Source organism: Bacillus sp. N6, from assembly GCF_052805735.1.
This window is the reverse complement of record NZ_CM127843.1, coordinates 4,673,091-4,696,019: the sequence shown is the minus strand read 5'-3', so window position 1 is coordinate 4,696,019 and position 22,929 is coordinate 4,673,091. Positions and strand designations below refer to the sequence as shown.

Below are 22,929 nucleotides of genomic sequence, written 5' to 3'. Positions count from 1 at the left end.
GTTTGATCATGTTAGTGAAGTGGCTTGGAAGTTAAACCATAAAGTGCTGCTGATGAACGATAAAGGAAAAACTGTATGGATGTTAACCTTTTTAGAGAAAGATATCCCATTATTATGAAGTCTTTCGCAGAGATGGATCGAGAAGTTTTGAGGGTTTTATTACCTGATGAAAGAGGGATTCTTCCTACGAGTCCAGAGTGTGATAAATGTTATAAGACTCAATTGGATGATATCGAGGAGAGTTGATAAAAAAGAGCTTGAAACTATTCAAGCTCTTTTTTTATCACTATTTATGTCCTAAAATATGCTCAATCTCATGCAAACTTAATTTACTTGCCTTAGCAATCGTTTCAAGTGGTATACCAAGATCATACATATTTTTAATCATTTGAATTTTCCCCTGTTGAACTCCTTCTTTTCGACCTTGTTCAATGCCTTGTTCAATGCCTTGTTCAATGCCTTGTTCAATACCTTGTTCAATGCCTTGTTCAATGCCTTTTTCAAGCCCTTTTTTAATTCCTTGTTCCATTCCTCTTTTTATTCCTTCTGTCTCTGCATGGGCGAATTTTGCTGCTTCATCCATTAAAACTTTCTCCCTTGCGTCATAGGCTTGCCGGAAAGAAGAATCTTGACTCATACGTTCCCATTTATTTATCGCTTTTTGTAAAATAGGATCTTCGTTCATAGCAATATCCTCCAATAGTTTAGTTAAGTGCTCATCCTCATTTGCTGAAAGCAATAAAAGCCAACGAACAAATGGATCTTTCCACGGATTTACTTTTTCTTCATGCCATTGTTCAGTTAACTTTGGAATTTCTATGTCTTCACTCAGGAGTTTTTGTTGTTGTGTATTCCATAATATGCTCGTTGTATGGAAGGCTGGGTGTTCCGAAAACATTACGAAGTTTAGTAAGTTTATGGTGATGGTTTTGTGAAGTGCACTGTAGGGCATCCCTTTTTGTAGTTGAGATGTGTATAGTCTTCCCCAATAATATAAACTGCGTTTAACCATATCGTGATTATTATTGAGTTGTATTTCTACATTAACTTTTGTTCCTGTGTCTAATGTCGCTGAAATGTCTAAAATAGATAACTTATCCTCTTCATATTCCCTGTGTAAATGTGGATCTTCTAGTTGTAGAGAAGCAATGGGCGACCCTAAAGACTCTTGTAACATAGCATTTAAAAATGCAATTAGAATATCTTCGCTACCATTCGTACCAAACAATTGTTTAAATGCAAAATCAATGCGTAAATTAACTAACTGTTGGTTGAACAAAGTTTGTCCTCTCCCTTATATGAAGGTACTTCTTTCCTTCATTGTACATAAAAAGAACTAGAGTATGCAAACAAGCCATTCTTCTATTTTTTAGTAGTTTTATTAGAATGTCACAGGTAAGTATGGTTATGTTATACTCTAGTGAAATTAAAAAAATATTTTTGTTTATATCGGGGTGAAGATGATACATATGCAAAAAGATATTTTAAAACTATTAGATAAAAAGCAAAGTAACTATGAATTTCCTGCCTTTGATAATGAATATATGGATATTTCACAAGTGAAATTCTCTCTTTTCTTGAAAGATACTAAGGATTGGCTAATGGTGTTTCAAATTGTGGGTGTAGGTTCATTAGGTGTATGTAATGATATTCAAGTATATGGCGATAGAATTACTCATTCAATGGGTGATGATTGCATTTTACAATTAAATAATGGCGATTATGAGTTGTTTGATGATGAAGGTGAATTTATACCGAATATTTATAACGGCAGTTTAAAAATTCGCGAGCATCATTTTGAATATGAATTTACAGAAGAAGATTATATAAATAATGGAATAGAAGTACAAACGACAGAGCATTATCCAACATACTTTATGCGTATGCTTGCTACTAATGAAGAAGTTAGAACATTATTATGGTGGAGTAAAGAAGAGATTTTAGAAGAGTTCGGTTTAGAAGGTAATTGGGAACTAGCGTATGAAACGGAAGAATGGAAACATGTTGAAGACGAAAAAGTAAGTGAAAATGAATTCTTCCAATCAGTAGCCGCTGCAATAGAGAAGAAAGATCCACGTATTATTGTGAAGAAGGATTCTAACACGCATTGGAGAAATTGGGTAGCGTTTGATTGTGACTGAAAAGGATAGGAGAAAGAATAATAAATGAAAAGAAGAAGAAAATCCGGAGAAAAAGTACAAATGCATCGTTTTGCACTACCTCTATGCTACGGAAGTGAAGCACCATATTATTATTACGAGGTAGCGCCCCATGAAAGAGAGGAACGCTTCCATTTAACATCAGAAATTTGCGTAATGGACGATGAGCATTACTTTATTAGAGGATGTTTAGAGATTCCTATCATTGACTACCACGAAAACTTCATATGGACTGTTTGGGTATCACTTAGTAAAGAAAGTTATGATGAAGTATTAGAAAAGTGGGATGAGAGAGGCCGAGAAAATAGTGATCCTTATTTTGGGTGGTTATCTGTAGAAATACCAGTTTATCCAGAAACATTAAATTTAAAAACAAATGTACATATAAGAGAAGTTGGAACGGCACCGTATGTTGAATTAGAGCCAACCGAGCATCCTTTAGCAATCGAACAAAGAAATGGAATTACTTTAGAGAGAGTTAAAGAAATACAAGAAATGATTCAACGACATAGCTAGATTAGAAGAGAAAAAACGAGTGCTAGCACTCGTTTTTTTCTTTACACAACCGCAGGATTATAAATCATCGTAAAGTGTCCTGGTAATAATTCAATGTGACAAGGTGTATGAAGCGAACTTTCTCCATCTGTATCTACTTCTTTTTCTTCTTTCGTTTCAATATGAATGGATTTCGCTTTTACGTGGAAGATGTCATTTTCATTTGAGTCTTCAAACAGTTTCTTTCCGATGTAATCTTTAAATGCTTGAATACCTGTTGATTTGACTACGAAAATATCAAGTGTTCCGTCATCACATTTTACGTTCGGAATAAAGGATGGAATACCACCAAGATATTCACCATTTCCAACCATGACAAGGACAGCTTCGTCTTCATATACTTGTCCGTCATAAGTAATTTTTACTGGGAATGTTTCAGCATTTTTTACAGTTCGAATTGTGCTTAAATAGTAACCGATTTTACCAAGCTTTGCTTTTTCTTCTGCATCGATATTGTTTGATACTTCAGATACGAGACCAATCCCCCAGAAGTTTAAGAAATGTTGTCCATTTGCTTTTGCAACGTCAACTGGTTTTATATGTTCTTTTGTAATAAGTTTTGCCGCTTCTGCAATGTTTTGCGGAACACCAAGTGTGCGAGAGAAGTCGTTGCAAGTTCCACCTGGAATAATTGCAAGTGTAGGTCTAGTTTCGAGAGGTGCTAAGCCATTTGTGCATTCAAATACTGTTCCATCCCCACCAAAGACGATAATTAAATCTACTTTACTAGCAAACTCTTGGCAATATTTTGTTGCATCACCTTGTTTTTTCGTATGAAGGATATGTAGATCAGGAAAAGCTGCGGCAAGAGGTGGTACGATTTTTGTTAAATTTGTATGTAAGTCACCTTGACCAGCTTTCGGATTTACGATGAGGAGTACTTTTTCAAATTTTGTCTTTGTCATTTTTATTCTCTCCCTTTGTCTTTTACGAATCGTGATAGAAAATAAACTTCCATCAGTAATTGATGGAAGCTTATTTTATTATATTACTCCGTTACAACTGAAGCGATAAATGGTAAGTTACGATATTTCTCAGCACAGTCGATACCGTAGCCAACGATAAATTCGTCTGGAATTTGGAAGCCAACATATTCAGCTTTTAAGTCCACTTTACGGCGTTCTGGTTTATCAAGTAATGTACAGAACTTGAGTGCCTTTGGTTTATGCATAAAGAAGTGGTCTTTTAAGAAATGAAGTGTTAAACCAGAATCGATAATATCTTCTACAACAATTACGTTTTTTCCAGTAATGTTTACGTCGATATCTTTTAGTAGTTTCACTTTTCCTGTCGTTTCTGTTTGATTTCCATAACTAGATGCAGAAATGAAGTCAATTGTTACATCGTTTTTAATGTGACGAATTAAATCAGCAGCAAATACGAATGAACCTTTTAATACGGCGATAACTACGATTTCTTCTCCTTCAAAGTCACGTTCGATTTGAAGTGCTAATTCTTTCACTTTTGCTTGTAATTGTTCTTCAGAAATTAAAGTGTCTTTTATTTCAATATTCATTGTAATCCTCCTACAGTGTAAAACTTGCGAACATTTCGACTGTAAAGGATAGAATAGAAAAAGTCAAAGAAGATAGTAATTTTTTACAAAGACAACGACAAAATCATCTGATGATATGATATACTAAGTATATTAAGAAAACGCTTCCATAAAGGGTGAATATGATGAAGAAGAAACAGTACACAAGTGTAACATTTATAAAAGCATTACTTTTAACAATTGTTCTTGGCCTGTTGGCTTACGTAATTGATGTACCTGCGATTCGTATTTCATTAATTGGAATGACTTTAGTGTTAGGAGCAATTTCGCACGGTATGATGTCGCAGCTAAAAGAAGCTGGACTTGATGATATGAGAGATCATATAGATAACAAGTAAGAAACCTTCATTATATAGAGTGAAGGTTTTTTTGTTTCTTACAAAAATGTAAGGTAGTTGTAAGGCAAATCGATAGTTGCATAATAGCATTTTGGATAAACTATGGGTGTAAGGTAAAAGGCAAGCATATTTTAGGTAAATTAAGTTTTAGGCACTCTATATGTGAAAAAGGAGTAGGAGGGCATGGAGAAACGTTGGACGACCTTTTCTTTTTTAGCGACTAGTAACACCGTAATGCTAGATGGAAAAATGGATTTTTTGCACTTGTTTGATCGTGAAGATGATCATTCTTCTTCTAAATTTACAATGAAATGGAATAAATGGAGCGAAAGTTGTAGGTTTGAAGAAGAGGCCCCTAACGAAGAGCAAAAGATTATTTTAACAAACCCTATTAAAGCGTGGGTTGTTCAACGTCGTAAGTGTAACGTCAAAAATCACTTCAAGAAAACTGAGCCGAGACAATTAGTTATCGCTCCGGCCCGTTCTACTTCCAAATCACGCGAAAGTAACATGTAAATATTGAGACACACACCCGAAAAAACATCGTACATATTACGATGTTTTTTTCTTTTTCTACAATGAAATCTTTAAATGAAATATATTTCATCTGCATCTTATATTTATATCTCTTGCTTATTCTAGTAATACATCCGGTGCGAGTTGATGTGAATAAAATATAAGGAGAGAATGAAGATGAAAAAGAGACTATTACCAATTTGTGCAATGGCACTTTTAACAGTAGGATATTCTTCAGTAGCGAGTGCGGATACTGGAACAGTAACAAAGGAAGAAGAAGCGCAAGTGCAACAAGATAAAGCTAAAAAAGAAGAAGCAATTAAGGAACAGCAAAAAAATGAAGTAGAGAAAAAACAAGCGGCCCAAGTACAAGAAAAAAATGATATGGCTAAAAAAGAGGAAGCAATAAAAGCTGAGAAAAAGAGTGAAGAAGAGAAAAAGAGAATAGCGCAAGAACAGTTAAAAAATGATATGGCAAAAAAAGAAGCAGCGATAAAAGTCGAGCAAAAGAATGAAGTAGCTAAAAAAGAAGTAGTAAAGCCAGTTGTACAAGGTGAAAAATTACCAAATACAGCATCAAATAATGTAGCAATGATGGGATTAAGTGCATGTCTTGTAGCGATAGGTACATTATTTGGTTTGAATCGTCGCAATAAGATTAAAGTGTAAATAAAATATTTTCCTATAAAGAATGGAATAATTTCATATATTAAAAATGGTAGGTTACTCCTACCATTTTTTGCATGGAGGGATGAAGAATGAAGTTACTCAATTATATCGGTATCATATTGATGGCTATTGGGCTATTCATGGGATCCTATTACGCTGTGGAATGGTATAAAGGAAAAAGCTCTGCTCAAGAATTAACGAAAGAAGAAATAAAGAGCCTTAAAAATATACAAGATACTCAACTTTCTCATGAAACACCTGTAACTTCTCAAGTGCCTTCTTCTCAAACAGAACATAAAGAAGGTGAAAAGGTAGCGATGTTAAACATACCGAAAATAAAGAAGAAGTTTTCTATATATTGGGGAGCGGATGATACGACTTTGAAAAAAGGAGTTGGTATGTTTGTTAGTGATTTAACGACAACCCCATCTGGAGGAGGACATACTGTACTGAGTGGACACCGAGATACTGTATTTACAGATTTAGGAGAGTTGAAAGAAAAGGATACTCTTGTTTTAGAGTATGATAATAAAACGTACACATATGAAATTCAAAAGACATGGATTACTCATGCGGATGATCGTACTGTTATTATAAAAAAAGAAGAACCGATATTAACACTGACAACTTGTTACCCATTTGATTATATAGGGGATGCACCAGATAGATATATTATCGAGGCGACGTTAACTGGCAGTTATTCAAAGTGAAATTATAGTTTCTGAAAACGGGAGGGGGATATATCAGTTATGTCAAAAAACATTTTAATTGTTGAAGATGAAGACATATTACGTGAAATATTAAAAGATTATTTTTTAAGTGAGCAATATGTAGTGTTTGAAGCGAGGGACGGGAAAGAGGCTTTAGTTGTATTTGAAGAAGAAGAGGTTGATTTAGTTATTTTAGATATTATGTTGCCAGAACTCGATGGATGGTCTGTTTGCCGAAGGATTCGAAAGACGTCCGAGGTGCCTATTATTATGCTAACGGCGCGCGTAGATGAAGACGATACGCTACTTGGTTTTGAACTTGGGGCAAATGACTATGTGACGAAGCCGTATAGTCCGCCAATTTTATTAGCAAGAGCGAAAAGGTTGTTAGAAAGCAGAAAAGTGACAAAGCAACTTTTAGAGAATGAAGATGATACATTATCAATCCACGATATTCACGTTCATTTTCCGTCACGCACTGTTACGGTAAATCGAACTGATATTAATTTAACGCATACAGAATTTGAAATATTAGCGTATTTCATGAAAAATCAAGGAATCGTTTTAACGCGAGAGCAACTCATTTCAAGAATTTGGGGATATGAATTTGCTGGTGATGATCGAACGGTTAATAGTCATATTCGTAATTTAAGAAATAAATTAGGAGAGAAAGCAAAGTACATTACAACTGTAGTACGCACAGGTTATAAATTTGAGGGCAATGTATGAGGAATGGAATTGTACTAAAATTATTTACTCTTACAACAGCATTGTGCATGTTGATTTTAGCGACGATATTTATTGGACAAACGATATTTTTTAAACAATATTATGCGAATCGAAAAGTGGAAGATATTAAAGTGAATTTAAATTCCTTTGGGAAGAACTATTTAAATCATGCAGGAAATGCAGAAGAAATTCAGAAACTAGAGCAAGACTTTTTAAGAGAAAATAATACGTGGATTACGACATTAGATAAGAACGGGAATTTAAAACATGCAGATGATTTTTATTTTGAAGTAACGATAGATCGTAGGCAACAAAAGAGCTTTGGACAACAAATATTCAAAATTCCCTTAGGTAATCTCGTCAATATAGAGGAGATTGATAATAAATTATCAGAGCATTTTTTAGGGCAAGAAATTTATTTTTCTGGAGTGAGAAAAGAAGATAGTTTTATTCCATTCTCTTTTTCTTTATCTAAACAGAATTTAAGTGGATCTAATAAACCGCTAGAAAAAGCATTTAATGAGAAAATGAGAAAATTATATGAGGAGAAAAAGAAAGCAACCGGGGAACAAGTTGTTAAGGAGAAGAGGCCAGCCGTTCAGGAGCAAGCTGCCCCAGAACCAGATGTTTACATAGGAGGGCGTGTTACGAAAGTACAGTTTCCAGATGTAAAAGGCCCCGTAAATCCAATTTATAAAAATACTTTATTTTTGGATAGTATAAAAGAATTTCAAACGGATGTATTACTAAAAGAGAGTAATCAAATAGAGTATTCAACAAAGACAATGGACTATGAAAAGAATGATATAAAATATAAATTATTAATGAAACCAATAAAAGAAAAAGATGGATCAGTAACATATATTTATGCGATGGCTTCTTTACAGCCCGTAGATGAAGCTGTACAAATGGTGCAAGATTATTACATCTATATCATTGCATTTGTAGTCGTTCTTATTTTTTTAGCTTCGTTTTATTATTCAAAACAAATTGCAAAACCATTATTAAAAATAAATGATACGACGAAGAAAATAGCACAATTAGATTTTACAGAAAAAATACCGATTACTTCAAAAGATGAAATTGGAGATTTATCGAAAAATATTAATGTGCTATCAAATAAACTCCATTCGCATATTGGGCAGTTAGAAGAAGATATTGAAAAGGAAAGAAAGTTAGAAAAGACGCGAAAAGAATTCATTTCTGGTGTTTCACATGAATTAAAAACACCGCTAAGTATTATGAAAAGCTGTATTTCTATTTTAAAAGACGGGGTAGCTGAGCATAAAAAGGATTATTATTTTCAGGCGATGGAGAGAGAAGTAGACAAAATGGATACGTTAATTTTGGATATGCTTGAGTTAGCTAAATTTGAATCTGGTACATATAAAATGAAAAAGGATTCGTTTTATATTGATACAGTAATTGAAGACATATGTGAACATCTATCTGTGGAAATAGAGAAAAAAGAGCTTCGTGTTCATAAAAATATATGTTCATTTGAAGTGATTGCAAATCAAGGCCGGATTGAACAAGTCATCGTGAATTTCATTACGAATGCCATACGTTATACACCAAATAAAGAAGATATTATTATTTCTACAATAGATGAGAAGGATCGTATAAAAGTGTGCATTGAAAATAAAGGTACTCACATTGAAGAAGAACAATTAGATAAAATTTGGGATCGTTTTTATCGAGTGGATACAGCTCGTCAGCGTTCACAAGGTGGGACGGGGCTTGGGCTTGCCATTTCAAAGAATATTTTAGAACTACATGATACTGAATATGGGGCAGGAAATACAGAAGATGGTGTGTTATTTTATTTCTATTTACCGAAAAAAGCGTAGAAAATATAATCTACGTTTTTTTAAATTATTTTCATATTATCTTTACCTAATCTTTATTTTTAATCAGTATAATTTGTTTAGAATATGAGGTTATGTAAGGAGTCGATGAACCGTGCATAGCAATTGGCTAAGTATAATGGTATTTATTTTCTTTTGCGCATTTATTGTATTTTTAATTAATATTACGATATGAAAAAAGAGCGCTCATTAAGCGCCCTTTTTTTGTGTATTCATTTGATAAGCACTGATGCTTTTGAATAAGCGTGGTGAAGTGATAAATAAAAATATAAGTAAAACGGTACATAGAATATAGGAACCAATCATTGTACTACCGTTAAATATTAAAGAATATAGGAAAGCCGATTGGCCTTTTGGTGCATATTGTCCCCAGAAAATGATACCAGCGATAAAGTGACAGAAGTAACGAGCTAGACTACCGATAAAAGTAGCGACGATAATGTATCCAATTACTTTCTTTCCTTGGTTTGGTTTTGATGAAGGTTTGTCTTTACGGCTACCTAAATTTGATTGTTCTTCGCTATTTTCATTTGACGCTAAAAGCGCCTTTTGAATTGGACGATAGAATAAACCAGCAAATCCAATGAATGCGAAAGCAACAAAGTATTCAATTAATACTTGAATTGGTGTGACGATAATGGCATCGCCTACGACAATTTGTAATAATCCCCAAATTAAGCCTCCTAAGAAAGCCATTTTGAAGCCCCAGCGGTATGCGATAATAAAAATAGGAATCATAGCAAATGAAATGGAACCGCCTGTTGCTGATATTTTGATTGAAAGTGGTAAAATGTCGATGACCAAGGCGAAGGCTGCAAGAATAGCAGATTCGATCATCGCTTGTAAATTGGTGTTACGCATGTTGTCTCCCCCTAAATCCAAGTTGTACAAAAAAGAATAGATATCATAGGAGGATACGAAATACGTAAATAAAAATGAGGTATGTATTTCGGGCGTTTGCACAATCCCTGCGTTAGCATTAACTAACAGGTTCGAAGGGTCGGAACGAAGTGTTCCCTCTCAGCGGCATGGCTCCCCCAGTGATAACGAGATTCTTTATTTGCTATTGTTTATTGTAAGCGAAATGGATGAGAATGGCAAACAAATGCTGTATGACAATAATTGAAATAGAATTGTAGCGAAATGTTAATAAATATGAAGCAAAAGGGTATAGTACAAGAGAAATTGGGTGTGGTATAATTTTTTTGAAAATAATTATCATTCTCTTCTGAGGGGGAAGGTTATGAGCTTAGTAGATATTAAAATTGGAGAGAAAGTGTTAGTAAAAAGTATTCAGTCTTTAGATCAGCTATTAAAGCGTAGACTAGCTGCTTTCGGTCTTGCGGAAGGAAGCGAACTTCGCTTGAAACAGAAAGCGATGTTCAAAGGTCCTTGTACATTGGAGTGTCGTGGACAGTTAATTAGTATTCGTCATTGTGACGCGAAAATGATAAAGGTGGAATTAGCGTGAATAAGGTAGCTTTGCTAGGGAATCCGAATACAGGGAAGACATCATTATTTAATGCACTTACTGGTTCTTATGAATACGTAGGAAACTGGAGCGGTGTAACAGTAGAAAAAAAGGTTGGTAAATTAAAAGATAGACAAGGAACATTAATTGATTTACCAGGTGTGTATGATTTAAATCCAGTTTCACGTGATGAAGGTGTTGTAACAAACTTTCTATTAACAGAAGAATTTAATCATATGTTAAATATTGTAGATTCTTCGCAGTTTGAGAGAAATATGCATTTAACGTTGCAATTACTTGAATTTGGTAAGCCGGTCTCAATTGGTTTAAATATGGTTGATGTGGCGAAGCAAAGAGGAATTGTCATTGATGTAAAACGATTATCAGAACTATTAGGTGTAACAGTCGTTCCTGTCGTTGCAAGAAGTGGAAAAGGTTGTGAAGAACTACTTGCGACTCTTAAAGAAAATGACAAAAAGGAGAAAAAGCCATTCCTTATTTCATATGGTGTACAAATGGATGAAGGAATTGGAGAAGTAATTGCTCTTTTAGAGACAGCGAATTATGAGCATCCGAGATGGTTAGCACTTCAATTTTTAAGCAATAACGAAGTAGTAGAAAAAGAAATGAAAGCATTACCAATTTATAAGGAACTCATAGCCATTCGATCTCGCTTAGAAGGAAAACTTGATTGTACGTTAGAAGAGCACATTTACAAAACTCGTGAAGCGTATATTGAAAAGTTAAAAACAAATGTTATGAAGCATGAGAAAGAAGGAAAAATTCCTTTTTCAGAAAAAATTGATAGATTAATTACACATAAAATTTTAGGACTTCCAATCTTTTTAGCAGTTATGTTTTTTATTTTTCAGGTTACGTTTACGTGGATTGGTACACCTTTATCGGATATGTTAGATGAGTTTTTTGGTGGTCAGCTTACGGATTGGGTGACGGCTGGACTTACAAGTATTGGAGCTTCTGATTTTATTCAAGCACTCGTTACAGAAGGTATTATTGCCGGTGTTGGTGCTGTATTAGTATTCGTACCACAAATCTTTGCACTATTCTTTTTCATTTCATTATTAGAAGACTCAGGATATATGGCGCGAATTGCAGTTGTTATGGATAGAATTATGGAGTTCTTTGGCTTAAACGGTAAAGCTTTTATTCCGATGATTATCGGTTTTGGATGTAACGTTCCGGGTATTATGGCAGCGAGAACGATTGAACAGGAGAAAGAGCGCTTACTTACAATTTTAGTAACACCGTTTATGTCTTGTTCAGCACGATTACCTGTATATGCATTATTTGCGGGCGTATTCTTCCCTAATAGTCAGGCGACTGTTGTATTTTCTTTATATGTCGCAGGTATTGTTCTTGCGTTATTAGTTACAAAAATTATGTCTCTTACGATTTTGAAAGCAGAAAAATCTATTTTCGTAATTGAACTACCGCCTTATCGTGTGCCACAAGCGAAAACGTTATGGCTGAGCACGTGGGAGAAAGGAAAGGGATTTGTTCGTAAAGCTGGTACATTCATCTTTGGTGGTTCGGTTGTTATTTGGTTATTAAATTATGCAGGTCCATCAGGATTTGGCGTTGATATGGGAGATAGCTACTTAGCGATGATTGGTGGATTTATCGCACCATTATTTGCACCGCTCGGCTTTGGAACGTGGCAAGCTGCGGCATCCCTTTTAACAGGATTTTTAGCGAAAGAAGTTGTCGTTTCTACAATGGCAATTATTTATGCGGTTAAAGAAGATGTGCTTGGAAATGTAATGGGAGCACATTATACAGCATTATCAGCTTATGCATTTATGTTCTTTATTTTATTATATGTTCCGTGTTTAGCGACCGTAGCTGTTATTAAACGTGAAACAGGATCAGCGAAATGGACGATTTTCTCAGTCGTGTATCCACTCGTAGTTGCTTATGTATTAACGCTCATTATATACCAAGTTGGATCCCTACTCGGATTCTAGAAGGAGATGTATTGTGATGATGGTCAATATTATAATTGGAGCTATCATTTTTGGTTATGCAGCATATACGTTAGTTAATTTTGTAAAGAGAAGTAAAAAAGGAAAATGCGCGGCATGTTCTTTAAATAAGTCATGTCAGTCGCAAACTTGTAGCCCGGATATGGAGCAAATTGCTCATAATAAATAGAAAAAAGCTTTGCGAAATTTCGCAAAGCTTTTTTGTTTTACTTTTTACTTTTTAATTTTTACAAGTTGAGAAGCTTCTACGCCTTTGTAACCAGGGAATTCTTTACTCGGGTCTTTATCAAATTTTAATACACCTACAGATTTTTCATCACCTTTTACATTGCTGTAAGTTGCGTCATCAACAATCGCATACATATCTGTATATGCACGGCCACTTCCGATAATTGTGTTGCCTTCATATTTTAATTTCGCTCCATCAAGTGTAGCATTTTCTACTTTCTCTTTTGCGAATAATACACCTTGTTCTGTTGTTACAGCTGGTAATTTATCAAGTGGTTTCGTGTTGTCTTTTTCATCAACTTTGCTAAGTAACTCTTTTTTCACTAGTTCTTCACCAGTTTTCTTATCCATTACAAGAACTTTTTTACCATCTAATGTTGTCATTTTCATTTTATAGAAGTCTTTTTCTTTCACTTCTTTTTTGTTTTTATCTGTAATTTGTTGAACTTGTTCTTCTGAGCCGTACAGTACAAAACCGTTCGCTTTCTCTCCTAATAAAGAACAACCTGATAATGCTCCAAATGAAATTGCTGCTGCTAATCCGATTCCTACTAATTTTTTCATGATGATTTCTCCTTTTATATGTTTTATAGTAAATACAATTTTTGTATTAGTGCTTACATGTGAAGAAGCTTGTTTGTTGCTTCTGGTATTAGTGTATAAGAAATATCGGAATGCAACTATCGAGTTAGCTTACAGTAACATTACACTTATGTAATTTAGTGAAATTGCACAAAAGTAAGTTAATTTCAAAGAGGGATAATGAGAATATATTAGAAATGCAATATTGTATATAGAATGTCATATTATAATGGATGTATTTTGGAAATAACATGTAAGGACATATTAGTTTTGTTATAATAAACACATAGGCTGTAAAAATGAATATTCTTTACTGTAAAGGGAGATTTTTCAGTTTTCCAAGTAGTGAATTTGAAATATGAGGTATATCATAGGAGGAATTTAGATGTCTGTATTTAAACGATTAAGAGATTTAACAATGTCGAATGTGTACTCGTTAATTGAAAAAGCGGAAGATCCAGTTAAGATGACGGATCAATATTTACGCGATATGCAAGCGGATGTACAAGAAGCTGAGAAAAGTGTAGCAGCTCAAATCGCACTTGAGAAGAAATTCAAAATATTATTTGAAGAGCAAGAAGCACTTGTGAAAAAACGTGAAGAGCAAGCTCATATGGCTGTTCAAGCTAATAACTTAGATCTTGCGCGTCGTGCATTAGAAGAAAAACAAAATGCAGAGCAAAAGATGAATGAGTATAAAGCAAGCTACGAGCAAAATAAAGCTGCTGCTGATAATCTTCGTCTTAAGTTAGAAGAAATGCGCAAGCAATTAACAGAGCTGAAAAATAAACGTGAAACACTTGTAGCACGTGTAAATGCAGCGAAAGCACAGAAGAATATTAATCAGGCGATGTCTGGATTTGATTCAAATTCAGCAAAGGCTGGTTTAAGCCGTATGGAGGAGAAAGCTCTTCAATTAGAGGCTGAAGCGGAAGCAAGCGGTGAAGTTTATAAGAAAGAAAAGTCATTAGATGATGAATTCGCAAGCTTAAACAAAAATTCTGCTGTTGACGATGAATTAGCTCGTATTATGAAGCAGTATGAGAAATAATATAGAATAGAGACAAATGAACCGACATGTCTAAACAAATTCATGTCGGTTTTCTATTATATTTTTGAGGAGGTTTTGCAATGACATGGATGAATGTAGTTGCCATGCTTGTATGGACTGGAGCGAGTGCAGTACTTTTATTTGCAATTATGTGGGTTGATTCGATTTTTACAAAATACAATGATTTAAAAGAAATCAAAAATGGAAATACAGCTGTAACAACTCGTTTTATTATGAAATTATTTGCACAAGGGTACATTTTATCTCAATCGATAACGAAAGCAAATGATTTATGGCAAGCACTTCTTGCATCAGCAGTTTCTTTCGTTATTTTATTAGTGGTAGAAATGTTTATCGAATTCGTATTAAAGAAAATGTCTGGTCTTGATTTAGAAGAAGGTACGAAAGAAGGTAGCGTTGCACATGCGATGTTAGCCGGATCATTACATATTGTTGGTGCACTTATTTTAGGTGCTTGTTTATAAAGAGAAAAGGAGGGGTAGATCATGAGTTTATTTAAACGAATTAAAAATATAATGAAAAGCCCAGAGCCACCGAAGCCGGAAAAGAGTCTTTTAACGTTAGCTCCTGGTGATATGATTGAAGTTTCATTAGTCATGTACGAATTAACTGGGAAAACGAGTATGCATTCTCGCAAGGAAATTGTTTTAACACTGCAAGACGGGAAAGACATTCGTTATTTAAAAATTGAAGATCGTGAAAATACGTATTACAAATTATATACACCAATTGATGGTCGCTTAGATTCAATTGAGGAAATTCCGACGACAATTGAAATGGATGATACAGAGTACCATATGGAAGAACAATATAACGGACGTGTTGTTGTGATGGGGAAAACACCATTCTCAGCTTCAGAGGAACAGTACGTCTGGGAATTCCAATCAGATAATCGAAAATTATTGCGTATTGAATGGCAAAATGGTCGTACAATGATGTATGAGGGAGAAGCAATCATTCCTGCTGATGTACAAATTATAAGAGCAACGTAAGGGGGCGTAATCATGTCAAACCGATTGTTTACCATGATTAAATCGTTTGTGATCCCTATACTTGCTATCGTTACATTACTTGTTGTTGCTGGTTATGCCTTATCAGGTTGTCAAGGCGGGCAGACAAAGTCGATTCAAGACCGTTATCCGCTTGAGTCTGTCGCAAAGGAAGGTAAACAAGAATCTTACGTGTATAGGGCCGCCAATCGGTCAGTTCCTGAAGTCGCGAAGGAACTTATAGCCGAAAGGAAACCGAAACAAGCATCTAAAGAAGACGAAAATCAAATGTTTCTCGTTTATTCGGATAAAATGTATAACCTTCAAAAGGATAAAGAGAAACCATCTGATACGTTAATTGAAGTAAGTAATGAAGAATTTGTCCGTCAAAACTACCAACCGTCCTTCTTGCAAGGATATATTATGGGTAGCATATTAAACGATATATTCGGTTCACGAAAATCATCATATGGTGATTATCGAGGATATAATGACAGACAAAATCATAAACCAGTTATTCCAGAGAGACCACCTACGAAAGAAGAAAAGAAAACCCCACCTCCAATTACGAAGGAAGGGAAAGGGTCTATCATTAAGCGAGGCGATAATGTAGATTCGAAACCATCAGTAGGTGATAAGGGAAGTATTACTGAAAAAGGAAGTAATACGACGCCCCCACCTTCTACTGGAAGCAAGGGTAAAATTACAAAAACACCAGGTGGTTCAAGTGGATCAGATGTGAAGCCGAAATCATCTATTAAAACGCCGCCAAGAAATACATCTCCTCCGAAAACGAGGGTCGGTGGTTCAGGGAAAATTACGAAGAGAAGATAGTAGAGAGACCGAAAAGTGTAAGTTGCTTTTTGGTCTTTTTGTGGAAATTAATTCCTTATAACTGGTACAATTGAAGTATAAGGAGGGGATAGTATGACTACGTATAAAAGATTTAGTGTAATTATGTTCCTTGTATTATTCCTCAGCTTGTTTATTAGCACGACAATGAAATTTCATTTTGTAGTAGGTATTCTATGGATACTGTGTACATGCACTTTATTGTTGTATATCCCGCTGCGTTTTCAACATGAAGTGACGGCTTTTCAAAAGTATGTAGCGTGGATTAAACGTGGGAGTCGGTGGGGCGAGTAAAAATATATCTACTTACTGAAAAAAACTGACAACGATAGCAACTTAATAATAAGAAGAGGGTGTGCCAAAATGTTAGCACACCCTCTTTTTTCATAATGATTAATGAATATCACGTTTCTTGAAATTACCGCCTTTTACTTCTGCTACATCATAAACGGTAATAAAGGCATTAGGATCGATTTCATTAATAAGTTCTTTCATTTTACTTTCTTCTAAACGGTTAATTACGCAAGAAATTTCTTTGAATTTCTCTCTTGAATAACCACCGTATACTTCGTTATATGTTGCACTTCGGCCTAAACGATCACGAATTGTTTCTACCATCAATTCAGGCTCTTTTGTAATGATTTTAAATGCTTTCGAACCACTTAAACCAACTTCAACGATATGAATCACTTTCGAAGCAATAAAGTAAGCAATTGCCGAAAGGATAGCTCCTTGAAGACCGAATACGGTTGATACGAAAATAAATACGAACATGTTTAAGAATAAAATAAGGTCACTCGTTCCAAATGGTAACTTACGAGAAAGCAATACAGCAAGCATATCGATTCCATCTAATGCTCCACCGTTACGCAATGCTAGTCCCATACCAAAACCGATGATAATACCACCAACAACTGTAACTAATAATGTATCGCCTTCAATAATAGCTGGTATTCCGTGCATGACAACGGTACCTATTGCTAATGAAGCAATCCCGATAATGGAATAAATAGCAAAGCTTTTACCGATTTGCTTATACCCTAACCAAACGAAAGGAATGTTAATAACTGCGATTAGAGCTCCTAATGGCAATCCAAATAATCTTGAACTAACGATACTTAAACCAGTTACACCACCGTCTGATACGTTATTTGGAATTAATACTGCTTCTAATCCGTACGCTGTGATAAATGCCCCAATAATAATCATCAAAGCTTTAGAAGCAATTTTTAGCTTATTGGGCTTGTTTTTGATAATTTTCTCCATGTAATTTCCTCGTTTCAAACTAGTTTCTTATTTGTTACGTAATTCACACCTAAATTCCATTTTAACATTTAATTTGAAAAATTTCTCCTTTAATGGATGTATGCAGGGAATATTATGACCATATTATTATTTTAAATACAACTGTAGAAGGTTAGATGGTGGTCATAATTTTGATATAAAAAAGTAGAATGAATAGTATGGACATATACATTTTGGGCACTAACCTTAGGGAGGGGATTCTGTGGGATACTGTACGAAATGTGGAAATGAAACGAACGAAGGCAATAAATTTTGCGGACAGTGCGGGGAGAGTCTTAGCTATAAAACGGTAGAGGGAAGTTTTCCAAATAGCAGTTCTAATAGTAGTATAGAAGTTTTTTCTTTAGTTGGTTTCATCACTGGATTAATATCTTGGTTTATAAACTTATGGGGGCTTATTGGTAGTGTAGCTATCGTATTTTCTATATTGGGTTTAAACAAAAAAGTGACAGGTACGAGTAAAACATTTGCTATTGTTGGATTGGTTTCTGGAATAATTAATGTGTTGTATGCTGTTATGTTACTTATTTAAATCTAATGAACTGAAAGATATAAAAAAGGCCCCCCTTGTATAAAGCATTCAGGGGACCTTTTATTTAATAGCTATTAAGAAACAATAAAACTAAGGGCTGTTAGGAATAAAGCGAAACCTAAAATAGTTCCACATATTTTCATATGGCGCTTACGTCCCATTACGACAATCGCAACATATTCACGGATCATTGCGTTAGGCCAGTAATAAAATGCAGTTTTTGATCCGATTCCTTGGCTGTTAAGACCAGCTTGTCTTGCATATATACCAGCGCGGAAAAGGTGAAAATTATTTGTAGTAAAAATACTTTTATATTTACCTTCAGGCTTTAAAGAATCCATAATTTCTTTAGAGAATGACATATTTTGATATGTGTTTACAGAGCGATTTTCTTGCACTGTATGTTCAATCGGAATGCCTTTTTCAACAGCGTAATTTTGCATTGCTTCTGCTTCAGGAAGTCCTTCATCTGGACCTTGACCGCCAGAGAAAATAATTGTTGGTGGTGTATTCACAGCAGCTTGTTTCCAATAAAAGTCGATAGCTTTATTAATTCGGCTTGCAAGTAAAGGTGGTACTTTATCATTAATTAAGCCGCTACCGAGAACGATAATGAAATCTTGATTACGTCTTGGTCTGTTGAATTGGTATAAAAAATATGCGCTTAAGAAGTTAGATAAATGCACAAAGAAATACATAGTTATAAGAGAGATAGCAGCAAAGATAAATTGAAAATGCTCTGAGAATAAATTTGCTGGATTTATGATAGGGAGCATTATAAAGAATAAAATCCCTAAAGCAGCAATTAAAGTTAAAGAGTTTGTGAAGCGTCTTCCTTCACGTTGCATTAAAATTTTTGCATTAAGAAAGAGTCCAAACATTAAAGCGACTATAGCAAAAGGAATCATTACAAGTAGTGCTAACATGGGGATGATAACGATAAAATGTAAATCGTTATTACCAGACTCAAATGAGGCTATAGCGCAAAATAATAGAAATGAACAGATAAAGGCATTAAATAAAAAGCCGTTTATTATTTTTCGCGGATCTTTTAAATAGGAAATAAGAAAAATAATAAATAGTATAAGAGGAATAATTCCGAAATACATCATAAATATAGTACACCTCAATTTGTATAAGAATTTGACATACCTTTTATATTACATGATTTTATAAGTAAAAATGAAAGAAAAAATGATTTTGAATTTTCTCAATAAAATATATAGATACGTATGTTACAATATATTCAAAGCGATATATTAAAAGTAGAATGGTTGAAAAGGCACTCAGTAGAGTGCTTTTTCTTTTTGTATGCAATTGTGCATATTATATTTTTTTTCAAATGAAGAGGATTACAATATAAGTTGTAGACAGACTTTATAAAGCAGAATTTCATACAAACATTTCCCTCTACTTTTTGTATCTAACAATCGTATAACAATAAATAATTCTGTTTTATAGTGTCTGTTTTTGAAAGGTGGCTTCTTTGAAGGCACCTTTTTTTTATTAGTATAGATAGTTTTCACTGTTAGCATAGTGTAAACTATCTATACTAAACATTAGCAATCTTCCGTATAAATATTATCAATTTACTATATATTCCAGTGGTGTTAACCTACATATGAAAGGCTTTCTTTTTCAAAATATTACCCCTAATAAAATTTTGAAGAAGTCAACTGTCTCCAAACTTGTCTTTATGCTTAAAGAAAAAGCACTCAATTTGAGTGCTTTTTCTTATTGAAACATGCTATTTTTCTAGGCGATTTTCATAAAATAAAAGTAAAGAAATGAAAGTGGGTGACAAAATGCCGGCAGTTGTGGAAGGTGTTATTATTGAAAACTGCAATGGAACAATTAATGTAGGTGACAAATATAACGTACAGCCGATTGAAAAGACGAAGGCTTATAATGGATCGGGATCATCAAATACAGGAATGAAAGTACAAACGTTTAGCGGGATTAGTACAGCTGATGTATGGGATAATGATGTGTATGATCAAGTTATTCAATCAACGTTATAATTTTAAAATGCAAAATTGCATAAAGTAACATGTTTGTTGTATGTTACACTTTAGCTGTGAGCTGTTAATGATTCTTCTGTATTATAGTTGTTAGATTGGAAATATAACATCTTATCCCGCATTAACGGACAGTAAGACTCCCACTTCAAGAGTCAGCTGTAGTAAAGAGGTTAAGAGGAAGATTAACTGCCCGTAAATGCCCGATTGGTTCAACTAATAATCCGTAGGGGTGCCCCCACGGATTAAAGTTTCACTTTATCGAAAATCATACATGAAAAAGACACTTCAAACGAAGTGTCTTTTTTATTTTAGTGATATCCTTTAGCAGAGTCTTTATGAATTTTATTTTTAAAAATACTGTAGCTCCAAAGCTGATATCCAATAACGATTGGTACCATGACCATTGCTACGAAGAACATAATTTTTAAGTTTAATTGACTACCAGCTGCGTTGTATAACGTTGTACTGTATGCATCGTTAATACGGGATGGTAACATTCTTGGGAACATACCTGCAAAGCCAGTTGTCATAAACATTGCGATTGTTAGGCAAACGAATGTGAATGCAAGGCCGATTTTATGTTTGTACACCATAATAAGTGCGAGTACACTCATTAGCATTGCAAGTACTGGAAGAATGAATAGTACCGGATATTCCGTAAAGTTTTGGAATAAGTTTGTCCGATTAGCAGTCGCTACATAGAAGATAGCTAAAATAATAGCTGCTGCCATTGAAAATGGTCTTGCGATTTTATAAGCACGGTCGGATACTTCACCAGTCGTTTTAATCATGACCCAAAGGGCACCGGATACGACAAATATAGCAGTGAAGAACAACCCTCCTAAAATACCGTAATGGTTTAGTAAGCTAAGTAAATTTCCTTCATAGCCATTTTTTCCGATTTGTAGTCCGTAATACAAGTTAGCGAATGTAACACCGAATAAGAAGGCGATTAGGAAACTGCCAATTGCAAATGCCCATTTACAAGTTTTTTGCCAAATCGGTGAATCATCTTTATGCATGAATTCCAGTCCAGCGGCACGCGCAAACAGTGCAAGTAATACTAAGAATAACGGTGTATATAGATAACTAAACATATTTGCATATGTGACTGGGAAGGCAGCAAATGTTGCGCCACCAGCTGTAATTAACCACACTTCATTACCGCCCCAGAATGGGCCAATTGCTTCTTGTAATTGATTTCGTTCTTGTCGATCTTTCGTAACGAAAGGAAAGATCATTCCGTTACCAAGTGCATACCCGTCAAGGATGAAGTAAACTGTCCAAATCACGCCCCATAAACCGAACCAGATGATTGCAAGCATATCATGAGACATGGGCCACACCTCCCTCAGTAGCAGGTTCTTCTAATGCTGCAGGTCCTTTTTTCGCGAACTTCAGCATTAAGTATACGTCTGCGATTAAAAGTAAAGTGTAGAACAAAATTAAACTAATTAATGAGAACCAAATTTGCGGGACAGATATAGGTGATACAGATTCTGCTGTACGCATTAGTTTATATACTGTCCAAGGTTGGCGACCTACTTCAGCGACAATCCATCCTGCGTTAATCGCGATATAAGGAAGTAAGACAGACCATATTGTAATTTTTAAATAACGTTTTGAGTTTTCTAGTTTTCCTTTTCGGTTTAAATAGAAGCCATACCAAGTTAATGCCATAAAGAACATACCAAGTGCAACCATTAAGCGGAAGCTATAATACACGAGGTTAACATTTGGACGTTCATCTTTCGGAATATCTTTTAAGCCAACGATTTCGCCATCAAATGAGTTTGTATAGAAGAAGCTTCCGAGTTTTGGAATCGTAAGGAATTCAAAGTTTTTCTCATTTTTTACATCAGGAATTTGAACAATTGAGAAGCCTTGTCCTTTTCCAGTTTCCCAAACTGCTTCCATCGCAGCTCCTTTTGCTGGTTGATATTTAGCTGCTGATACACCAGATTGATGTCCCATAAACGGTGTAATTGTTGCGGCGAATAAGCCTAACATTAAACCAAACTTAAATGATTTTTTGAAGAATTCCACTTCATTTTTACGTAATAAGTGATAGGCACTAATTGCCATAACGAAGAAAGCACCTACGATATAACAACCAATGACAGTATGGAAGAACATATTCCAAGCGTATGGATTCGTAACGAGTGCCCAGAAATCATTTAATTCAGCGCGGCCATTACGTACTACGTAGCCAACAGGGTTTTGCATAAATCCGTTTGCTGTAATAATCCAAAGTGCGGAAATGTTTGTTCCAAGTGCAACCATCCACATACAGAAGGCACGGAACTTTGGTGAAATTTTGTCTTTACCGAATAACCATATTCCCATGAAAGTAGATTCTAAGAAGAAGGCAACGAGTGCTTCGATTGCGAGAGGTGATCCGAAAATATCTCCCATATATTTGGAGTACTCAGACCAGTTCGTTCCAAATTGGAATTCCATCGTAATCCCAGTTATAATCCCCATTACGAAGTTAATTGTAAATAATTTACCCCAGAAATTTGCCATTTTACGGTATGTTGGATTCAATGTGCGGGCGTATTGAGTTTCCATACATGCTACTAAAATGACAAGTCCGATTGTCAAAGGTACAAATAAAAAGTGATAAAAAATAGTAATTGCAAATTGAAAACGACTCAGTAACAGAACGTCGGACATAATAAATATTCACTCCTTTTTTACATTATCTACAATCAGTTTATAGTGAAAATACGTTTAAAGTATGTGAGACTTGTTACAAAGCTGTGTGTATATTTT

At 34.7% G+C, this 22,929-nt stretch carries 27 protein-coding genes and 1 riboswitch; of the genes, 18 read left to right on the top strand and 9 right to left on the bottom strand.

Annotated features, from left to right (window positions below; all coding sequences use genetic code 11):
• Window positions 1–286: 286 nt before the first annotated feature.
• On the bottom strand, window positions 287–1,279 hold the full coding sequence (locus ACUXVC_RS24255) for an Rpn family recombination-promoting nuclease/putative transposase (protein WP_446025857.1): 993 nt from the start codon (window positions 1,277–1,279) through the stop codon (window positions 287–289).
• Window positions 1,280–1,469: 190 nt separating this feature from the next.
• Between ACUXVC_RS24255 and ACUXVC_RS24250 the strand changes: the two genes are divergently transcribed.
• Together ACUXVC_RS24250 and ACUXVC_RS24245 are read left to right on the top strand one after the other, a co-directional pair.
• On the top strand, window positions 1,470–2,141 hold the full coding sequence (locus ACUXVC_RS24250; protein WP_144465149.1) for a DUF7003 family protein: 672 nt from the start codon (window positions 1,470–1,472) through the stop codon (window positions 2,139–2,141).
• 24 nt (window positions 2,142–2,165) lie between these two features.
• Window positions 2,166–2,675, top strand: a complete 510-nt coding sequence (locus ACUXVC_RS24245; protein WP_144465148.1) for a DUF2199 domain-containing protein — start codon at window positions 2,166–2,168, stop codon at window positions 2,673–2,675.
• 41 nt (window positions 2,676–2,716) lie between these two features.
• On the opposite strand, the gene ACUXVC_RS24240 is transcribed toward ACUXVC_RS24245, so the two are convergent.
• Both ACUXVC_RS24240 and hpt read right to left on the bottom strand, forming a co-directional pair.
• Window positions 2,717–3,619 carry a diacylglycerol/lipid kinase family protein gene (locus ACUXVC_RS24240; protein ID WP_000167901.1) on the bottom strand — a complete coding sequence of 301 codons (903 nt, stop codon included), beginning with the start codon at window positions 3,617–3,619 and terminating at the stop codon, window positions 2,717–2,719.
• 83 nt (window positions 3,620–3,702) lie between these two features.
• A complete protein-coding gene (hpt, locus tag ACUXVC_RS24235; protein WP_001019294.1) occupies window positions 3,703–4,230 on the bottom strand; it encodes a hypoxanthine phosphoribosyltransferase in 528 nt (175 codons plus the stop codon).
• A 161-nt stretch (window positions 4,231–4,391) separates the two neighbouring features.
• On the opposite strand from hpt, the gene ACUXVC_RS24230 reads away from it, so the two are divergent.
• The 6 genes from ACUXVC_RS24230 (at window position 4,392) to ACUXVC_RS24205 (ending at window position 9,081) form a co-directional block, all read left to right on the top strand.
• A complete protein-coding gene (locus ACUXVC_RS24230) occupies window positions 4,392–4,607 on the top strand; it encodes a hypothetical protein (protein ID WP_002041936.1) in 216 nt (71 codons plus the stop codon).
• A gap of 183 nt (window positions 4,608–4,790) precedes the next feature.
• Entirely contained in the window at window positions 4,791–5,123 is a 333-nt protein-coding gene (locus ACUXVC_RS24225; RefSeq protein WP_000415613.1) for a hypothetical protein, read from the top strand.
• A gap of 177 nt (window positions 5,124–5,300) precedes the next feature.
• Window positions 5,301–5,792, top strand: coding sequence for an LPXTG cell wall anchor domain-containing protein (locus ACUXVC_RS24220; protein WP_069356357.1), 492 nt, complete (start codon window positions 5,301–5,303; stop codon window positions 5,790–5,792).
• 89 nt (window positions 5,793–5,881) lie between these two features.
• Window positions 5,882–6,502 (top strand): class D sortase, encoded by a 621-nt coding sequence (locus ACUXVC_RS24215; RefSeq protein ID WP_053563488.1) that lies wholly within the window; start codon window positions 5,882–5,884, stop codon window positions 6,500–6,502.
• Between the two features lie 39 nt (window positions 6,503–6,541).
• A complete protein-coding gene (locus ACUXVC_RS24210) occupies window positions 6,542–7,231 on the top strand; it encodes a response regulator transcription factor (protein WP_016079950.1) in 690 nt (229 codons plus the stop codon).
• Window positions 7,228–9,081 (top strand): sensor histidine kinase, encoded by a 1,854-nt coding sequence (locus tag ACUXVC_RS24205; RefSeq protein WP_001243660.1) that lies wholly within the window; start codon window positions 7,228–7,230, stop codon window positions 9,079–9,081. Before ACUXVC_RS24210 ends, ACUXVC_RS24205 begins: the two co-directional genes overlap by 4 nt.
• Before the next feature lie 207 nt (window positions 9,082–9,288).
• On the opposite strand, the gene ACUXVC_RS24200 is transcribed toward ACUXVC_RS24205, so the two are convergent.
• Window positions 9,289–9,960 carry an energy-coupled thiamine transporter ThiT gene (locus ACUXVC_RS24200; protein WP_001246567.1) on the bottom strand — a complete coding sequence of 224 codons (672 nt, stop codon included), beginning with the start codon at window positions 9,958–9,960 and terminating at the stop codon, window positions 9,289–9,291.
• A gap of 86 nt (window positions 9,961–10,046) precedes the next feature.
• Window positions 10,047–10,148, bottom strand: a riboswitch (TPP riboswitch).
• 194 nt (window positions 10,149–10,342) lie between these two features.
• On the opposite strand from ACUXVC_RS24200, the gene ACUXVC_RS24195 reads away from it, so the two are divergent.
• The 3 genes from ACUXVC_RS24195 to ACUXVC_RS24185 are packed head-to-tail and all read left to right on the top strand — an operon-like array spanning window position 10,343 to window position 12,742.
• The gene (locus tag ACUXVC_RS24195; RefSeq protein ID WP_000060512.1) at window positions 10,343–10,570 is read left to right on the top strand and encodes a FeoA family protein; all 228 of its coding nucleotides are present in this window, start codon (window positions 10,343–10,345) and stop codon (window positions 10,568–10,570) included.
• Window positions 10,567–12,555, top strand: coding sequence for a ferrous iron transport protein B (feoB, locus tag ACUXVC_RS24190; RefSeq protein WP_053563489.1), 1,989 nt, complete (start codon window positions 10,567–10,569; stop codon window positions 12,553–12,555). The genes ACUXVC_RS24195 and feoB overlap by 4 nt, the downstream gene beginning before the upstream one ends.
• Window positions 12,556–12,571: 16 nt before the next feature.
• Complete coding sequence (locus tag ACUXVC_RS24185; protein ID WP_000989598.1) at window positions 12,572–12,742, top strand: FeoB-associated Cys-rich membrane protein; 171 nt, start codon at window positions 12,572–12,574, stop codon at window positions 12,740–12,742.
• Window positions 12,743–12,786: 44 nt separating this feature from the next.
• Here ACUXVC_RS24185 and ACUXVC_RS24180 read toward each other — a convergent pair whose 3' ends face one another.
• Window positions 12,787–13,365: a lipoprotein BA_5634 family protein gene (locus ACUXVC_RS24180; RefSeq protein WP_048565089.1), complete on the bottom strand. Its 579-nt coding sequence runs from the start codon at window positions 13,363–13,365 to the stop codon at window positions 12,787–12,789.
• Between the two features lie 403 nt (window positions 13,366–13,768).
• Between ACUXVC_RS24180 and ACUXVC_RS24175 the strand changes: the two genes are divergently transcribed.
• From ACUXVC_RS24175 to ACUXVC_RS24155, 5 genes are all read left to right on the top strand, one after another.
• Complete coding sequence (locus ACUXVC_RS24175) at window positions 13,769–14,434, top strand: PspA/IM30 family protein (protein WP_000110281.1); 666 nt, start codon at window positions 13,769–13,771, stop codon at window positions 14,432–14,434.
• 80 nt (window positions 14,435–14,514) lie between these two features.
• A complete protein-coding gene (locus ACUXVC_RS24170; protein WP_000220087.1) occupies window positions 14,515–14,919 on the top strand; it encodes a DUF350 domain-containing protein in 405 nt (134 codons plus the stop codon).
• Window positions 14,920–14,940: 21 nt separating this feature from the next.
• The gene (locus tag ACUXVC_RS24165; protein ID WP_000051755.1) at window positions 14,941–15,447 is read left to right on the top strand and encodes a DUF4178 domain-containing protein; all 507 of its coding nucleotides are present in this window, start codon (window positions 14,941–14,943) and stop codon (window positions 15,445–15,447) included.
• Between the two features lie 12 nt (window positions 15,448–15,459).
• Complete coding sequence (locus ACUXVC_RS24160; RefSeq protein ID WP_065229475.1) at window positions 15,460–16,278, top strand: DUF4247 domain-containing protein; 819 nt, start codon at window positions 15,460–15,462, stop codon at window positions 16,276–16,278.
• Window positions 16,279–16,371: 93 nt separating this feature from the next.
• The gene (locus ACUXVC_RS24155) at window positions 16,372–16,590 is read left to right on the top strand and encodes a hypothetical protein (protein WP_016123492.1); all 219 of its coding nucleotides are present in this window, start codon (window positions 16,372–16,374) and stop codon (window positions 16,588–16,590) included.
• Between the two features lie 99 nt (window positions 16,591–16,689).
• Here ACUXVC_RS24155 and ACUXVC_RS24150 read toward each other — a convergent pair whose 3' ends face one another.
• A complete protein-coding gene (locus ACUXVC_RS24150) occupies window positions 16,690–17,562 on the bottom strand; it encodes a YitT family protein (RefSeq protein WP_000411241.1) in 873 nt (290 codons plus the stop codon).
• A 241-nt stretch (window positions 17,563–17,803) separates the two neighbouring features.
• Here ACUXVC_RS24150 and ACUXVC_RS24145 point away from each other — a divergent pair, with 241 nt between their 5' ends.
• Window positions 17,804–18,133 (top strand): zinc ribbon domain-containing protein, encoded by a 330-nt coding sequence (locus ACUXVC_RS24145; RefSeq protein WP_098127435.1) that lies wholly within the window; start codon window positions 17,804–17,806, stop codon window positions 18,131–18,133.
• A gap of 74 nt (window positions 18,134–18,207) precedes the next feature.
• On the opposite strand, the gene ACUXVC_RS24140 is transcribed toward ACUXVC_RS24145, so the two are convergent.
• Complete coding sequence (locus tag ACUXVC_RS24140) at window positions 18,208–19,242, bottom strand: YdcF family protein (protein ID WP_069356661.1); 1,035 nt, start codon at window positions 19,240–19,242, stop codon at window positions 18,208–18,210.
• 678 nt (window positions 19,243–19,920) lie between these two features.
• Between ACUXVC_RS24140 and ACUXVC_RS24135 the strand changes: the two genes are divergently transcribed.
• Window positions 19,921–20,154 carry a spore germination protein gene (locus tag ACUXVC_RS24135; protein WP_141240975.1) on the top strand — a complete coding sequence of 78 codons (234 nt, stop codon included), beginning with the start codon at window positions 19,921–19,923 and terminating at the stop codon, window positions 20,152–20,154.
• A 308-nt stretch (window positions 20,155–20,462) separates the two neighbouring features.
• On the opposite strand, the gene cydB is transcribed toward ACUXVC_RS24135, so the two are convergent.
• Window positions 20,463–21,491 carry a cytochrome d ubiquinol oxidase subunit II gene (gene cydB / locus ACUXVC_RS24130; protein WP_000017662.1) on the bottom strand — a complete coding sequence of 343 codons (1,029 nt, stop codon included), beginning with the start codon at window positions 21,489–21,491 and terminating at the stop codon, window positions 20,463–20,465.
• Entirely contained in the window at window positions 21,481–22,830 is a 1,350-nt protein-coding gene (gene cydA / locus ACUXVC_RS24125) for a cytochrome ubiquinol oxidase subunit I (protein WP_001286166.1), read from the bottom strand. The genes cydB and cydA overlap by 11 nt, the downstream gene beginning before the upstream one ends.
• Window positions 22,831–22,929: the final 99 nt, after the last annotated feature.